This is a genomic window from Cobetia sp. QF-1 (assembly GCF_002213105.1).
In the GTDB taxonomy this organism is placed as follows: domain Bacteria; phylum Pseudomonadota; class Gammaproteobacteria; order Pseudomonadales; family Halomonadaceae; genus Cobetia; species Cobetia crustatorum.
On record NZ_NBVS01000002.1, the window covers coordinates 348,423 to 362,460 of the forward strand.

Below are 14,038 nucleotides of genomic sequence, written 5' to 3' on the forward strand. Positions count from 1 at the left end.
TGATCAAACCTGCTGATCAGGCATCGATACGCTTGTACTTCATGCGCTTGGGCGCATCGTTACCGACACGGGCATGGTAGTCCGCCTCGTAGTCCGAGTAGCTGCCCTCGAAGAGCACGACATTGGACTCACCTTCATAGGCAAGGATGTGGGTCGCGATGCGATCCAGGAACCAGCGATCGTGCGAAATCACCAGCGCACAGCCCGGGAAGGCCAGCAGGGCCTCTTCCAGTGCACGCAGGGTCTCGATGTCCAGATCGTTGGACGGCTCATCCAGCAACAGCACGTTGGCAGCTTGCTTGAGGGTCTGGGCCAGCTGCAGGCGACCGCGCTCACCGCCGGAGAGATCAGACAAGCGTTTCTGTTGATCAGTCCCCTTGAAGTTGAAGCGGCCTACATAGGCGCGCGACGAGACTTCATGGCCGTTGATGTTGAGGATATCCTGACCGCCGGAAACCGCTTCCCAGACCGTCTGATTATCTTCCAGGCCATCACGCAGCTGCTCGACATAGGCAATCTTGACGGTTTCGCCCAACACGACTTCACCGCTGTCCGGCGTATCCTTGCCCGTTACCAGCTTGAACAGTGTCGATTTACCCGCACCGTTACCGCCGACGATCCCGACAATGGCACCCTGCGGAATGGTGAAGGACAGATCATCAAACAGCAGCTTGTCATCAAAACGCTTGGTGACATTGTGCAGCTCGATAACCTTGTCGCCGAGGCGCGGTCCCGGCGGAATGTAGATCTCGTTGGTCTCGTTACGCTTCTGGAAATCACCGGACTGCATTTCTTCGAAGCGATTGAGACGTGCCTTGCTCTTGGCCTGACGGCCCTTGGCATTCTGGCGAACCCACTCGAGCTCCTGCTGGATAGCCTTGTTGCGCGAAGCTTCCTGCTTGGCTTCCTGCTGTAGACGAGCATCCTTCTGCTCTAGCCACGAGGAGTAGTTGCCTTCGAAGGGAATGCCTTGGCCACGGTCAAGCTCGAGAATCCAGCCTGCGACGTTGTCGAGGAAGTAGCGATCGTGGGTGATCGCGACCACGGTGCCAGCGTAGTCGTGGAGGAAGCGTTCCAGCCAGGCGACGGATTCGGCGTCCAGGTGGTTGGTCGGCTCATCCAGCAGCAGCATATCCGGGCTTGAAAGTAACAGGCGGCACAGCGCAACACGACGACGCTCACCCCCGGACAGCACGCCGACATTGGCGTCCCACGGTGGCAGGCGCAGCGCTTCTGCAGCCACTTCCAGCTTGCGCTCGAGGTTGTGAGCGTCGGAGGCCTGAATCAGATCTTCCAGCTTGGCCTGCCGCGACGCGAGGACATCAAAATCGGCGTCCGGTTCGGCGTAGGCAGCATAGACCTCATCAAGCTCGCTCTGGGCATTCTTGATGTGAGCGAGCGATTCCTCGACGCACTCGCGTACGTTCTTGGAATTATCGAGCTCCGGCTCCTGGGGCAGGTAGCCGACATTCAGGCCCGGCATGGGACGAGCCTCACCGTTATAGTCCTGATCGACGCCGGCCATGATGCGCAGCAGCGAGGACTTGCCGGAGCCGTTGAGACCGAGTACACCGATCTTGGCACCCGGGAAGAAGGACAGCGAGATGTCCTTGAGGATCTCGCGCTTCGGAGGGACGACCTTGCCCACCCGGTTCATGGTATAGACGTATTGCGCCATGGAATTCCAATTAGGTTGGAGAATGGAATGACGCGCTGATGATAGTGCCCGCCGACACGCTTGACCAGTCGAGTAGCATGTATGTCATTCCCTTCATCACTTGCCTTTATCGATGAAAGCACCGCATCAAACGCTGCCAGAAAAGGAAATTATTCCTCTTCGCCCCAATCAGTGGCGTCCAGCACTTCTTCATCGTCCGCTTCTTCATCCCAGCCTTCACGGATGGCGCGTGCCAATGCGCGCTCCTCCATCAGTGCTTCCAGGCGTTGGCGAGAGTCGCTGCGTGCGGACTTGCTCTGAGCGCGGGTGATGGGAAGCTCTAAATCGGCCTCACTTGGGACATCTTCGGACAATGCGGTAGCATCAATATCGTCGAGGAATTGCTCGCGGGCCATGGGCGGACCTCCCGATCATGAAACAGGCTGCCCAACGACAGTCGTCAGACACCGCCGCCGGCATCGTGCCGAGGGCTCATTCGCTATATAGCGTCCACGGCAGACGATGACAAGTCTTTCACGTGAGATGTGGGTTCTCGTCGCATGTACAGACTCGGCTATAAATGCGCTATCGGCTTCGATCATGATGAGTGGATACGACAACGCCCACCAAAGGGTGGGCGTTGTCGTATATCAATGCCTGCGTGTAATGCCTACGTGTTCAGTCGGCGCTGATGCCTTGAGCGGCGCGCAGGCGCTCAAGCTCCTCATGGGCGGTCATCAGGTCGGTGACATCCTTCTGCACCCCGATAAAATATTGCAGATTGTCGTGTTCATCGAAGACGGGCGTCATGGAAAGCTCGTTCCAGAACAGGCTGCCATCCTTGCGGTAGTTGCGCAGGATCTCTCGGCATGGGCGCTTTTCGCGTAGTGCATCACGCACGCGATCCAGTTGTGGCTGATCGCGATCATCATTTTGCAAGAAGCGGCAGTCGCGATAGAGCACTTCGTCGGCGCTGTAACCGGTGAGACGTTCGAAGCCCTGATTGACGTAGATCAGGATGTTCTCGTCGCCTTCCTGCTCGGCCACCACGATGCCATCATCCGAGGCATTCACGACTCTCTCGAGCAGCTCGGGGCTGATCATGTGAGGTCTTTTCATCTGACTCTGATCCTTGCGGCAGAAGGACCCGGCCACCAGGACCGAGCCTGAGAAAACTGGATAAATGGGCGCTTGTCCGTGCTTTTGAACCTTGCAGCACCTTGATGGGTTTACTATGGCGGGGCTCAGTGGCTTATGCAATCACAGCCGCTAATGTGATGGCGTTGTCAGGCGTGCGCGCCGCGGCCAGGCTCAATCATCTTCCACCTCGGGTAATCGTTGGGCATAGAGAGCGGCGCAGGCAGCGACACCCGCCAGAATCAGTAGTAGCCATTCACTGCCCAGCCATTGTGCCAGCCCGCCGATCATCAGTCCCAGTACCAACATCAGCACGCCGGTCAAGGTGTTGGAGAGTGCAACATATAGCGCGCGATTATCGGCGCTGGCGAGGTCGACCACATAGGTCTTGCGACCGAGTCGGATGCCAGAATGCGCCACTACCAGTGCGCCATACACCAGTGCGTAGCTCCAGACATTGTTGGACAGTGTGTCAGGCCACCACATCATGCTGCCGGCCACGGCGCAGCAGGCCGCGGCGCCTGCACCCGCATTGCGCATCACACGTCGGCTGGAAGTGTCGGCAAGCTTGCCCCAGATAGGGCTCGCGACCATGCCAGCAAGGCCGGAGACCACGACCAGTACGCCCAACCCGCCGAGGCTCTCGCCACTTTGCTTCTGGCCCAGCAGAGCGATGTAGGGCAGCGCCAATGCGCTGGACAGCAGCAGAGCGCGGGCCAGATTGAAGTTACGGAAAGCGGCATCATGCTTGAGCAGGCTGAATCCTTCGCGCACGGTATCCCAAGCATTGGCGCCGCCGCCCGTCGCGCCGCTATCTTCCTGAATCAGCGCAGCGCACACGGCATTGAGTGTCCAGCCTAGCGCGGCGATGGTCATCAGGATGGCTAGCACCTGTTGTCCGGGCTGCTGCCCCATCAGCATCAGTGACCCACCCGCAATCAGTGTCATTGCACCGGCCACGCTGCCGCTCCAGCCCATCAAGCGGCCACGGCGCTGCTTGGCGATCGTCTTGCCCAGCACATCCTTGGTCGCGATCGAGGCCACACCACGTCCCAGAGACAGTATGGCCAGCAGTACCAGCATCAGGCTGCCTGCCAAGGTGCCGTCCAGGCCATGACGAGATGGTGAGTCACCTTCGGCCAGCAGAGTGAGAATGACCAATCCAAGCGCCATCAATGCTTGTAACGTAGCCCCTGCGGCCCACACCCATTTGCGCTGAGGCAGTGGGCGGATAAACCCCGCCACCAGCAATTGCGGCAGAAGGGCACCGGCTTCTCGAATCGGTACCAGCAGGCCGACCATCCATATCGGTGCACCGATCAGGCCCAATAGCCACGGCAGTACCAGACGTGCGCTAGCCAGCTCGTCGGCGAGTTTGGTGCCCAGCGAGGCCAGCAGGTGACGCATGAAGTTGCCGGATTGCTGATGGCAGGCATCTTCAGAAATATCCTTGCATATGCGCGAGTCTTCATCGCCCGTCATACGCTCGAAAAAGCGACTCTGTGCGGCACTTGATGAAGCAGAAGCAGAAGCAGAAGCAGAAACAGGCGAGGGGTCTTGCATGAGAGGCTCCGCAGATCGACGGCTGAGACGCCATTATCATGCGTCAGTCAATCAATGCCCAGTGCAGGGCTGGCAACTGGGCATTGACCTTGCGGTATCACTGCAGTGAAGTGAGCGCAGCGCCCCATTTTCCAACGACAGGAAAGCATGCACTCATGGAACACTCATCCACTATCAAGATTCGTATTCACTATTGCACTGGCTGCAACTGGCTGTTGAGGGCCGCCTGGTATGCACAGGAGCTACTCTCCACCTTCGGGGAGGACCTTGGCGAGGTTGCCCTCGCGCCCAGTCATGGCGGCCATTTCGAAGTGCTCTGTCAGGCATCTCCCGATACCGAGTGGCAGGTACTGTGGGAGCGCAAGCGCGAGGGAGGCTTCCCTGACAGTCGTGATCTCAAGCAGCGTGTGCGCGATGTACTCGACCCTGAACGCGATCTCGGTCATATCGACCGTGCCAGCCGCGAACAGGGCACCACTTCGTCTTGAACGGTTTCACCACCATTTCTTGCGCTTGAGCAGCCACATCTGCATCGCCACCACGCCGAGAATCATGCCGGCGAAGATAGTGAAGCCCCACGGACTATCGCTGCCGGGAATGCCGCCGACATTGACGCCTAGCAGGCCGGTGAGAAAACCCAGCGGCAGGAAGACGGCAGTGATGACGGACAGCAGATACATGCGCTGGTTGAGCTGCTCGTTGTGTTCACTCGTGCGCTGCTCGTGAATGATCAACGCGCGTTCTTGCATGGCCTGGAAATCTTCCACATAGCGCGATAGCTGGTTGGCAATCTCACGAAGGTCGAGCCGTGCTGACTCATCGATCCATAGCGGCCCCTGCGCGAGCTGGGCGAGGCAGTCACGTTGTGGGCCCATGAAACGGCGCAAGGTGATCAGCGGGCGGCGCAGGCGGGTGATGTCATCAGGATCAATATCCACATCATTGAGCTGATCCTCCTCGATGACGGCCAGCTGCTCATCGAGGCGATGGCTGAGTTCAGCCACGCGGTCCACCAGTGCGTCACTGATCATCGCCAATAGCCAGGAGATACTCTCGGCACCTTGCCCCGCTTCCAGCTGTTCACGTACCTGGGTGATTGACTGAAAAGGGCGCCGACGCAGGGTGATCAGTCGTGTTGGATTCATCCACAGGCGCAGCGAGAGTAAGTCTTCCGGTGCAGCACCAGGATTGAGGTTGATGCCGCGCAGCGTCGTGACCATGCCTCCTCCGAAACGTGCCACGCGAGGGCGGGTATCCAGTTCAGTCAGCGCCTCGATGCTGGGGTCATCCAACTGGGCAATACCCTCGAGGTAGTCGTTGACGTCACCACGGGTGTAGTCGAGGTGCATCCAGATCAGGGCCTCGGGGTTTTGCCATTCACGGCGTAACTCTGCGTCATCCAGCAAGGTGCCGCCACCCTTGCCATCGAGGCGATAGGCGCTAACCAGTGCTGTAGTGGGCGGGTCTTGAGCAGGTAGTGCCTGCGGATCAGTTACAGGAGTCATTCACGAGATTCCTTTCAATGGCCCCGCTTGCAGCGGTAGGCAGGGCGCGCCATGCTCGAGCTTGTCGCCAGAGCGCCATGGCAGCTGTCATTATCGTTGCCAGGAAGGCAATACCAGAAATGTGAGGAAGGATGCCATGAGTCAGGACAGGGAAGCCATGCTTTACGGGCTCGGTGCGGTTGGCTTGTGGTCGACCGTCGCGACCGCCTTCAAGCTTGCATTGGTGCAGATGACGCCGCTGGAGCTGGTGTGGTTGGCGGCGCTGGTTTCCTGGCTGCTGATCGGTGTGCTGATGTGGCGCCAGGGCAAGTTGCGTGAAGCGCTTACGACAGGGTGGCGAGGAGGATGGCGTACGGCGCTATGGGCGGGGTTGATGAATCCGGTCGGCTACTATCTGGTGCTGTTCGGTGCCTATGCACGCCTGCCGGGGCAAGAGGCCATGGCACTGAATTATACCTGGGCGCTGGCGATGGCCTTTCTCGCGGTACCGATTCTGGCGCAGCGGCTGACGCGAATCGATGTCGCAGCAGGGCTGATCGCTTACGCCGGTGTGTGGACCATCGCCACCCGTGGCGAGGTGTTCAACGTGGCCTTCGCTGATCCGCTAGGTGTCGGGTTAGCGCTGGGCTCGACGTTATTATGGGCACTTTACTGGCTACTAAATGCGCGTGATGCGCGCGCGCCGTTGGTGGCTCAGTGGCAAAACTTCAGCGTCGCGGTGCCAGTGCTGACAGTGTTGGTCGCGATAGGGCCGGGGTTCGGTAATTTCATCGGCGAGAGTGCTAATCCGCAGGCGCTGGCGGCGGGCGTCTATGTCGGGCTGTGTGAGATGGGCATCGCCTTCGTGCTGTGGCAAATGGCAGTTCACAAGGTGTCGCGCACCGCGAAGGTGTCCAATCTGATCTTCCTGTCACCGCCCATCTCATTGACGCTGCTGCACTTCATCGTCGGAGAGCCAATCCTCACCTCGACCCTTGCTGGATTGATACTGATACTTGCCGGATTGGGTCTGCAACAGTTACAGAAAACGCCCGCACCGCTAGAAGTCTAGAGCTACATCGTTAGAGATCTAGCCATTTTTCTTGTCGTCGTCTGGCAGGATCAGTCGCTCGGCATCCACCACGATCAGCGGATCCGGTGTGCCGATCAGCTTACTGTCCTTGCCGGGGTAGTCGAGTTGACTGAGCACATGACGTAGTGCGCCGATGCGGGCGCGGCGTTTGTCGTCGGAACGAATCAGTGTCCAGGGCGCGTGTCGGCTGTGGGTGCGCGCGAACATGGCCTCGGCGGCATTGGTGTACTCATCCCACTTCTCCTGCGCCACGGCGTCCATCGGTGATAGCTTCCAATGGGTCAGCGGGTCTGCGGCGCGCTTGGCAAAACGATTGGATTGCTCTTCGCGGGATACCGAGAAGTACAGTTTTACCAGGTGCAGGCCGTCTTCGACCCACAGACGCTCCTGTTGAGGCACCTGTACGAGGAAGCGCTCGACTTCCTCTTGTGTGGCGAAGTCCATCACCGTCTCGACGCCGGCACGGTTGTACCAGCTGCGATCGAACAGCACGATCTCGCCACTGGTCGGAAAGCGCGTCACATAGCGCTGGAAGTACCACTGACCCTTTTCCGTCTCATTGGGTTTGTCCAATGCGACGATGCGCGCAAAGCGGGGATTGAGGTACTCCATGAAGCGTTTGATAGTGCCGCCCTTGCCCGCAGCATCACGACCTTCAAAGACGATGGCCAGTCGCTCACCACTGTCGCGCAGCCAATGCTGGACCTTGAGCAGTTCGATCTGCAGCGCGCGCTTTTCGGCTTTGTAGAGCTTGCGTTTGAGGCGCTCGTCATAGGGATAGGCATCACTGGAGACTGGCCCCAGTGTCATGCGTGGGCCCTTGAGGACGTCTTTCTGCTTGGAGTTGCTGGTGTTCTTGTCGTTTTTCTTGTCGCTCTTGTGCTTGTCAGCTTTGCTCATGGCGTTGCTCTCTGGTGGGGAGGCCAAAACGGTCGCGACACGCAGTAGATAGCCATCTCTTGCTTGTCATCTCGCGGCAAGGTTGGTGCGTGCAGGCTGTCAGCATGGCGCATGGACGGCTCGGCAATGAGGCATGATCATTCCGCGAGAGGTTCCAGTGTTGGCCAGATGATATCCAGCAACATCGGTTGAGCCTTGGCGGTGGGGTGGATGCGGTCTTGCTGCATCAGCTTTTGACTGGCCGGCGCAGTAGCAATGCCCTCGAGGATGAAGGGCACCAGCGGTACCGAGTATTCGCTTTCCAGCGTGCGGTAGACCTGACGGAAAGCATCGGTATAGGCCGGGCCATAGTTGGGCGGTATCTCGATGCCCAGTAGCACCGGTTGGGCGCCGCTATCCTTGACCGACTCCAGCATGCTGGCCAGATTGGCTTGCATGCGGGTAGGAGGTAGGCCGCGCAGTCCATCGTTGCCGCCCAGCTCGATCATCACCAGTGACGGATGATGTTTGTCGAGCAGGGCTGGCAGACGATTGAGTCCACCTTCGGTGGTGTCGCCGCTGATGCTGGCATTGATGACCTGCGGTGCATCCTCGCCCAGAGCCTCGTCGAGGCGCTCGTCGAGCAGTGCGACCCAGCCTTGGCTGCTGTCAATGCCATACCCGGCCGAGATGGAATCGCCCACCACCAGCCACGGACCTTCAGCGGTAGCAAACGCGGCTTGTGGGCTCAGCATCAACAGGCTGGCCAACATGGCGGGGGCGAGCGTCTTTCTCAGCGTCGGCAGAAGGCGGCGCGAGGGAGTATTTCTGTACACGCGGGCCAGGTGCCATCCGAACAGTATTCGCATTGATCATCTCCGTCTTCATCGGGCGTTGTCCGAGCTGTCTTTTCAGACACATTGTATGCAGGTAGGTAGATACACTTTCAGGTTGCCATCTTCGATCATCATCTCTTGAGCCAGGGCCCAGGCCCGATTCGCTCTCTACCATAAGCGAGCAGACACGATGTCACATAACGTCTCCATTAACGACGTGCCGCTCACGTCGGATCATGCGTCATCAGACACGCAGTCAGGCGCGGATATTTCGGCGCCCAAGGCAGTATTGGAAGTCACGGGGCTGGCGCAACGTGTTGCCAGTAGGGAAGGTCGCTTGACCATCCTTGAACAGCTCGAGCTATGCGTGAATGCCGGTGAGAGCGTGGCGATCATCGGTGCCAGCGGCTCTGGCAAGTCCACGTTGCTTGGACTGTTGGCGGGCCTGGATAGCCCGACGGAAGGGGATATTCGCCTGTTTGGCACCTCGCTTGCCGGGCTCGATGAAGATGGACGTGCGGCGCTGCGCGCGGGGCAGGTCGGCTTCGTGTTCCAGAATTTTCAGCTGCTACCGACTCTGACCGCACTGGAAAATGTGCTGATGCCGCTGGAGTTAGCCCCTCAGGGCGATATCGAGGCCAAGGCGCGTGACTGGCTGGGTCGTGTCGGGCTGGCGGAGCGCATGGACCACCTGCCACGCCATCTGTCTGGTGGTGAGCAGCAGCGCGTGGCGATCGCACGGGCTTTCGTCGCGGGGCCGGGTCTGGTGTTTGCCGATGAGCCGACCGGTAATCTGGATACCGCGACGGGTGATCGAATTGCGGACCTTTTGTTCACGCTCAATCGTGAACGCGGCACGACACTGATTCTGGTCACACATGATCTGACGCTGGCGCGGCGTTGTGATCGTTGCCTGAATCTCGAAGCCGGCAATCTGGTTGAGTGGCAGGACGGTACGAGTGCGCCCGCTGTCGCACCATTGCAAGGAGGACAGGATGTCTGAAGCCACTGCGACGTCTTCTACTCGATCACGACGTTCTCGTGCTGCACGCTTGCCGTTGGCATTGCGGGGTCTGATGCGTGATCTGCGTGCCAGTGATGTGCGCGCACTCTTTCTGGCATTGATGCTGGCGGTTGCCGCGACCACCATGATTGGCTTTTTTCTGGATCGTCTTGATCGCGGTCTGACGCGTCAGGCAGGTCAGTTGCTGGGCGGTGATCTGGTGCTGGAATCCAGCAATCCGCTCGATCCACGTTTTACGCAAGCCTTTGAAGAGGCTGGGCTCACCATGTCGCCGCAGCTGGGTATGGTCTCGATGGCCTCGCAGGGTGACAACTTCGTGCTCTCCAGTCTCAAGGCGGTGTCGTCGGGCTACCCTCTGATGGGCAATGTCGAGCTGGAATCTGATGCCGAGCCGAATGCCGGTGCTGGTCAGACAGACGCGGCGAACGATGAAGCATCAGATGCCCGTGCGGCGATTCCACCGCCAGGTGAGGCCTGGGTCGTGCCGCGCCTTGCCATGGCGCTGTCATTGGAGCTTGGCGATACCCTCACCGTGGGCCGCAAGCAGTTGACACTGACTGGTTTGATCACGCGCGAGCCGGACCAGCAGGGCGGTTTCTCTGAGTTCAGCCCGCGACTGATGTTCAATATGGCCGATCTCGATGCTACCGGACTGATCCAGCCTGGCTCGCGGAGGGAATATCGCCTGTTGGCGGCCGGTGACCCGGCTCAGGTGCAGCAGGCGCGTGAGGCCATTGCGCCACTGCTGGCGAGCGCCAACAACGCTGAGGTGCGTCTCAAGGATGTGCGTGAAGATCGTCCACGACTAGGGCGCTCGCTGGAGCGCGCCGACAAGTATCTGAGCCTGGCGGGTCTGGTGGCAGTGTTGTTGGCGGGTGTTGCGGTGGCGATGTCGACGCGACGCTATGTCGAGCGTCATCTGGACAGTGCCGCACTATGGCGCTGCTTTGGTGCCTCCCAGCGTCAACTGTCACGTCTGTTTGCCGCTCAGCTGGGCTGGCTGGCATTGCTGGCGAGTACTGCAGGTGCCGTGCTTGGTCTGCTGGGCCAGATGGGTCTGGTGGCCCTGTTGGAGCGCTTCTTGCCACTGGAACTGCCTGCACCGGGCCCACTGCCGTTGGCGCTGGGCATTCTGACGGCACTAGCGGTGCTGGTGGGCTTTGCAGGCCCGATGCTGCTGCGTTTGCGTCAGGTCAGTGCGCTCAAGGTGCTGCGGCGTGAATTGGCGCCGATGCCGGCTTCGGCGTGGATCGTCGTGGCGATGGCGAGTCTGGTGTTCGGCGCGCTGATGTGGCTCTACTCAGGGGACCTGGTGTTGGCGGCTGGCTTGCTGGTCGGTGGCATCATCGGGCTAGGTGTATTGCTGGTCGTGGGTCATCTGTTGCTGGCGCTGATGGTGCGCATCGTGGCGCGCATGCGAGGCCAGGGCGGCTGGAGTCGCCCAATTCGCATTGCTGGTGGTCTGTTGGCCAGACGGCGTGGCGCGAGTCTCGGTCAGTTAGTCGCCTTTGCCGTGACCTTTGCGGCGGTAGCCTTGATCGCACTGGTGCGCGGAGATCTTATCAGCCGTTGGCAGGCGCAGATTCCCGTCAATGCACCCAATCATTTCGCCATCAACATTCAACCGGGTCAGCAGCAGGCCTTCGGTGAGCAGCTGACGACTCTTGTTGACGAACAGGCCGGTGACAGCCAGAACGAGCTTTACCCGATGGTGCGAGGACGTATCACGGCACTCAAGGGAGACTCCTTGCTGGGCCGTTCACAGCAGCGTGCACTGGAAAATGCTGCCGCGGGTGAAGGGCAGGGCAAAGGAAGGAGCGAAGGGCAGGCGGCGGGTGGCATGCAGGAAGGCGCCGAGGGCGATGGAGACAAGGGTGTACCTCAGCGTGAACTCAACCTGACCTGGCATCGTGATCTGCCGTCTCATAACCGACTGACGACTGGTGATTGGACGCCACTGGAAACCTTTGCGGATGCCAATCAGACACAGCGTGCTGCCATTGCTGATGAGCAGGGCGTACCCGTCTCGATGGAAGAGGACCTCGCGGAGCGCATGGGGCTCACCTTGGGCGATACGCTGTCATTTACCGTCGGCAGTGAGGTCGTGAAGACGCAAGTGGTCAATACACGCTTCGTCGATTGGGACAGCTTCCAGCCCAACTTCTATGTCATCTTCCCGCCGGGAGCATTGGATGACTTTGCGCACAGCTACATGACCGCCTTCCATCTCGAGGATGAGCGCAAGCTGGCACCGCTGGTGCGTGACTATCCCAGCGTGTCGCTGATCAATATCGACGCGATTCTCACACGCGTACAGGAGTTGATCGCCCAAGTCTCACGGGCGGTGGAGCTGATTCTGGGGCTAGTACTGCTGGCAGGGGCCAGCGTGCTGTATGCCGCGCTGGTGGCAAGCCGTCCGGCGCGCGAGCACGAAGGTGCGCTTTACAAGGTGTTTGGCGCAGGCCAGAGCTTGCTCGCTCGCCTTCAAGCCGCAGAATTCGTGCTGTTGGGTGGGCTCAGTGGTCTACTAGGGGCCATGCTGGCCGAAGGGGCGGCGGTCGGGCTCTATTCCGGCTGGTTGGGATTGCCGGTGGCGTTGCATCCGTGGCTATGGATCAGCCTGCCACTGCTGGGGGCACTGCTGGTCGGTGGACTGGGTTTCTGGCTGTCACGCGAAGTACGGCGTCAGCCCCCGATGGCGGGTCTGCGCGCCTTGCAATGACACCTTGAATGACACCTTCGCGCAGGGGTGAATAGCCTGTCTTGCGGCCTCATGGACGTTCCTTTGTTCGTGAGGCCGCTTTGCATTAACAATGATGCCGATTCATGTGAATCAGACCGCTGGCTGAGGTATCATGCTGGTCCTGATCTTATCCCTAGATAGCGAACCGGCGGAGCCGGAAATCGCTGTCGTCATCACCCTTCAGGCGAGGACACCCGATGTTCACCCGTGACATGCAGATTGCCGGTTTTGATGATGCGCTCCTGAGCGCCATGGACGACGAAGTCGTTCGCCAGGAAGCTCACATCGAGCTGATCGCCTCCGAGAACTACGCAAGCCCCAGGGTCATGCAGGCACAAGGCACTCAGCTGACCAACAAGTACGCTGAAGGCTATCCGGGCAAGCGTTACTACGGCGGTTGTGAGTTCGTCGACAAGGTCGAGCAGCTGGCCATTGATCGTGCCTGCGAACTGTTCGGCGCCACCTATGCCAACGTTCAGCCGCACGCCGGTTCCCAGGCCAACAGTGCTGTTTTCCAGGCACTGGTCATGCCGGGCGACACCATTCTGGGCATGAGTCTGGATGCGGGGGGTCACCTGACTCACGGCGCACGCCCTAACTTCTCCGGCAAGCACTATAACGCCGTACAGTATGGTCTGGGTGAGAACGGCCTGATCGACTACGCCGAAGTGGCGAGTCTGGCGCGTGAGCACAAGCCGAAGATGATCATCGCCGGTTTCTCCGCCTATTCCCAGATCATCGATTGGGCCGAGTTCCGCAAGATCGCTGACGAAGTCGGTGCCTACCTGTTGGTCGACATGGCACATGTGGCCGGTCTGGTTGCGGCGGGTATCTATCCGAGCCCGCTGCCCCACGCGCACGTCGTCACCACCACTACGCACAAGACTCTGCGCGGTCCGCGTGGCGGTCTGATCCTGTCGGCTGAAGGTGATGCCGCTATCGAGAAGAAGCTGAACTCTGCTGTCTTCCCGGGTGGCCAAGGTGGCCCGCTGATGCACGTCATCGCGGCCAAGGCGATCTGCTTCAAGGAAGCGATGGACCCGGCCTTCACGACCTACCAGAAGCAGGTCGTCAAGAATGCTCAGGCGATGGCATCCGTATTCATCGAACGTGGCTTCGAAGTCGTCTCCGGCGGTACCGAAGACCACCTGTTCCTGCTGTCGCTGGTCAAGCAGGGCCTGACGGGTAAGGATGCTGACGCTGCGTTGGGTCGTGCCCACATCACCGTCAACAAGAATGCCGTCCCGGGTGATCCGCAGTCGCCGTTCGTCACTTCTGGTCTGCGTATCGGTACCCCGGCGGTCACGACTCGTGGCTTCAATGAGCAAGAGTGTCTGGAGCTGGCTGGTTGGATCTGCGACATCCTCGACGCAATGGTGGCGGGCGATTCCACCGCTGTCGAAGCTGAAGTACAGGCCAAGGTTTCTACCGTCTGTGCACGTCTGCCGGTTTACGCGTAAACGCGTGGACATGAGTCCGCCTGATTATTCACGTGGGCGGATTCAAGGTCAGGCATGAAAAAACGCCTGTCGCTTTCGCGGCAGGCGTTTTTTCATGGGCGATGTACGTTTCTTCTGTATCAGTTATCACGTGGCCGCTGGCTCAGAAAAGTCAGCCTGCAT

The 14,038-nt window shown here is 59.7% G+C and carries 12 protein-coding genes; 5 read left to right on the forward strand and 7 right to left on the reverse strand.

The genetic code is table 11. The annotated features are described in order from the left end of the window. Positions 1-16 precede the first annotated feature (16 nt). From ettA to CFN46_RS04810, 4 genes are all read right to left on the reverse strand, one after another. On the reverse strand, positions 17-1,678 hold the full coding sequence (ettA, locus tag CFN46_RS04795) for an energy-dependent translational throttle protein EttA (RefSeq protein WP_088742847.1): 1,662 nt from the start codon (positions 1,676-1,678) through the stop codon (positions 17-19). 149 nt (positions 1,679-1,827) lie between these two features. Further along, complete coding sequence (locus CFN46_RS04800) at positions 1,828-2,073, reverse strand: PA3496 family putative envelope integrity protein (protein ID WP_024951145.1); 246 nt, start codon at positions 2,071-2,073, stop codon at positions 1,828-1,830. A 262-nt stretch (positions 2,074-2,335) separates the two neighbouring features. Beyond that, entirely contained in the window at positions 2,336-2,776 is a 441-nt protein-coding gene (locus CFN46_RS04805; RefSeq protein ID WP_024951146.1) for a PAS sensor domain-containing protein, read from the reverse strand. 192 nt (positions 2,777-2,968) lie between these two features. Beyond that, complete coding sequence (locus tag CFN46_RS04810; RefSeq protein WP_088742848.1) at positions 2,969-4,357, reverse strand: MFS transporter; 1,389 nt, start codon at positions 4,355-4,357, stop codon at positions 2,969-2,971. A gap of 155 nt (positions 4,358-4,512) precedes the next feature. On the opposite strand from CFN46_RS04810, the gene CFN46_RS04815 reads away from it, so the two are divergent. Continuing rightward, positions 4,513-4,845 carry a SelT/SelW/SelH family protein gene (locus tag CFN46_RS04815; RefSeq protein ID WP_088742849.1) on the forward strand — a complete coding sequence of 111 codons (333 nt, stop codon included), beginning with the start codon at positions 4,513-4,515 and terminating at the stop codon, positions 4,843-4,845. 6 nt (positions 4,846-4,851) lie between these two features. Here the strand turns inward: CFN46_RS04815 and CFN46_RS04820 are convergent, their stop codons facing one another. Then, positions 4,852-5,862 (reverse strand): zinc transporter ZntB, encoded by a 1,011-nt coding sequence (locus CFN46_RS04820; RefSeq protein ID WP_024951149.1) that lies wholly within the window; start codon positions 5,860-5,862, stop codon positions 4,852-4,854. Between the two features lie 136 nt (positions 5,863-5,998). Between CFN46_RS04820 and CFN46_RS04825 the strand changes: the two genes are divergently transcribed. Continuing rightward, on the forward strand, positions 5,999-6,913 hold the full coding sequence (locus CFN46_RS04825; RefSeq protein ID WP_088742850.1) for a DMT family transporter: 915 nt from the start codon (positions 5,999-6,001) through the stop codon (positions 6,911-6,913). An 18-nt stretch (positions 6,914-6,931) separates the two neighbouring features. Here CFN46_RS04825 and ppk2 read toward each other — a convergent pair whose 3' ends face one another. Together ppk2 and CFN46_RS04835 are read right to left on the reverse strand one after the other, a co-directional pair. Next, complete coding sequence (gene ppk2 / locus CFN46_RS04830; protein WP_024951150.1) at positions 6,932-7,834, reverse strand: polyphosphate kinase 2; 903 nt, start codon at positions 7,832-7,834, stop codon at positions 6,932-6,934. Between the two features lie 137 nt (positions 7,835-7,971). Continuing rightward, positions 7,972-8,682: an arylesterase gene (locus tag CFN46_RS04835; RefSeq protein WP_088742851.1), complete on the reverse strand. Its 711-nt coding sequence runs from the start codon at positions 8,680-8,682 to the stop codon at positions 7,972-7,974. Between the two features lie 157 nt (positions 8,683-8,839). Here CFN46_RS04835 and CFN46_RS04840 point away from each other — a divergent pair, with 157 nt between their 5' ends. From CFN46_RS04840 to glyA, 3 genes are all read left to right on the forward strand, one after another. After that, positions 8,840-9,652 (forward strand): ABC transporter ATP-binding protein, encoded by an 813-nt coding sequence (locus tag CFN46_RS04840; protein ID WP_088742852.1) that lies wholly within the window; start codon positions 8,840-8,842, stop codon positions 9,650-9,652. Further along, complete coding sequence (locus tag CFN46_RS04845) at positions 9,645-12,395, forward strand: ABC transporter permease (RefSeq protein WP_088742853.1); 2,751 nt, start codon at positions 9,645-9,647, stop codon at positions 12,393-12,395. Before CFN46_RS04840 ends, CFN46_RS04845 begins: the two co-directional genes overlap by 8 nt. 218 nt (positions 12,396-12,613) lie before the next feature. Further along, positions 12,614-13,876, forward strand: coding sequence for a serine hydroxymethyltransferase (gene glyA, locus CFN46_RS04850; RefSeq protein ID WP_024951153.1), 1,263 nt, complete (start codon positions 12,614-12,616; stop codon positions 13,874-13,876). Positions 13,877-14,038: the final 162 nt, after the last annotated feature.

Excerpts from the sequence above, each read along its gene's own strand:
- ettA (WP_088742847.1), bottom strand. The coding sequence starts at position 1,678 with ATGGCGCAATACGTCTATACCATGAACCGGGTGGGCAAGGTCGTCCCT.
- CFN46_RS04800 (WP_024951145.1), bottom strand. The coding sequence starts at position 2,073 with ATGGCCCGCGAGCAATTCCTCGACGATATTGATGCTACCGCATTGTCC.
- CFN46_RS04805 (WP_024951146.1), bottom strand. The coding sequence starts at position 2,776 with ATGAAAAGACCTCACATGATCAGCCCCGAGCTGCTCGAGAGAGTCGTG.
- CFN46_RS04810 (WP_088742848.1), bottom strand. The coding sequence starts at position 4,357 with ATGCAAGACCCCTCGCCTGTTTCTGCTTCTGCTTCTGCTTCTGCTTCA.
- CFN46_RS04815 (WP_088742849.1), top strand. The coding sequence starts at position 4,513 with ATGGAACACTCATCCACTATCAAGATTCGTATTCACTATTGCACTGGC.
- CFN46_RS04820 (WP_024951149.1), bottom strand. The coding sequence starts at position 5,862 with ATGACTCCTGTAACTGATCCGCAGGCACTACCTGCTCAAGACCCGCCC.
- CFN46_RS04825 (WP_088742850.1), top strand. The coding sequence starts at position 5,999 with ATGAGTCAGGACAGGGAAGCCATGCTTTACGGGCTCGGTGCGGTTGGC.
- ppk2 (WP_024951150.1), bottom strand. The coding sequence starts at position 7,834 with ATGAGCAAAGCTGACAAGCACAAGAGCGACAAGAAAAACGACAAGAAC.
- CFN46_RS04835 (WP_088742851.1), bottom strand. The coding sequence starts at position 8,682 with ATGCGAATACTGTTCGGATGGCACCTGGCCCGCGTGTACAGAAATACT.
- CFN46_RS04840 (WP_088742852.1), top strand. The coding sequence starts at position 8,840 with ATGTCACATAACGTCTCCATTAACGACGTGCCGCTCACGTCGGATCAT.
- CFN46_RS04845 (WP_088742853.1), top strand. The coding sequence starts at position 9,645 with ATGTCTGAAGCCACTGCGACGTCTTCTACTCGATCACGACGTTCTCGT.
- glyA (WP_024951153.1), top strand. The coding sequence starts at position 12,614 with ATGTTCACCCGTGACATGCAGATTGCCGGTTTTGATGATGCGCTCCTG.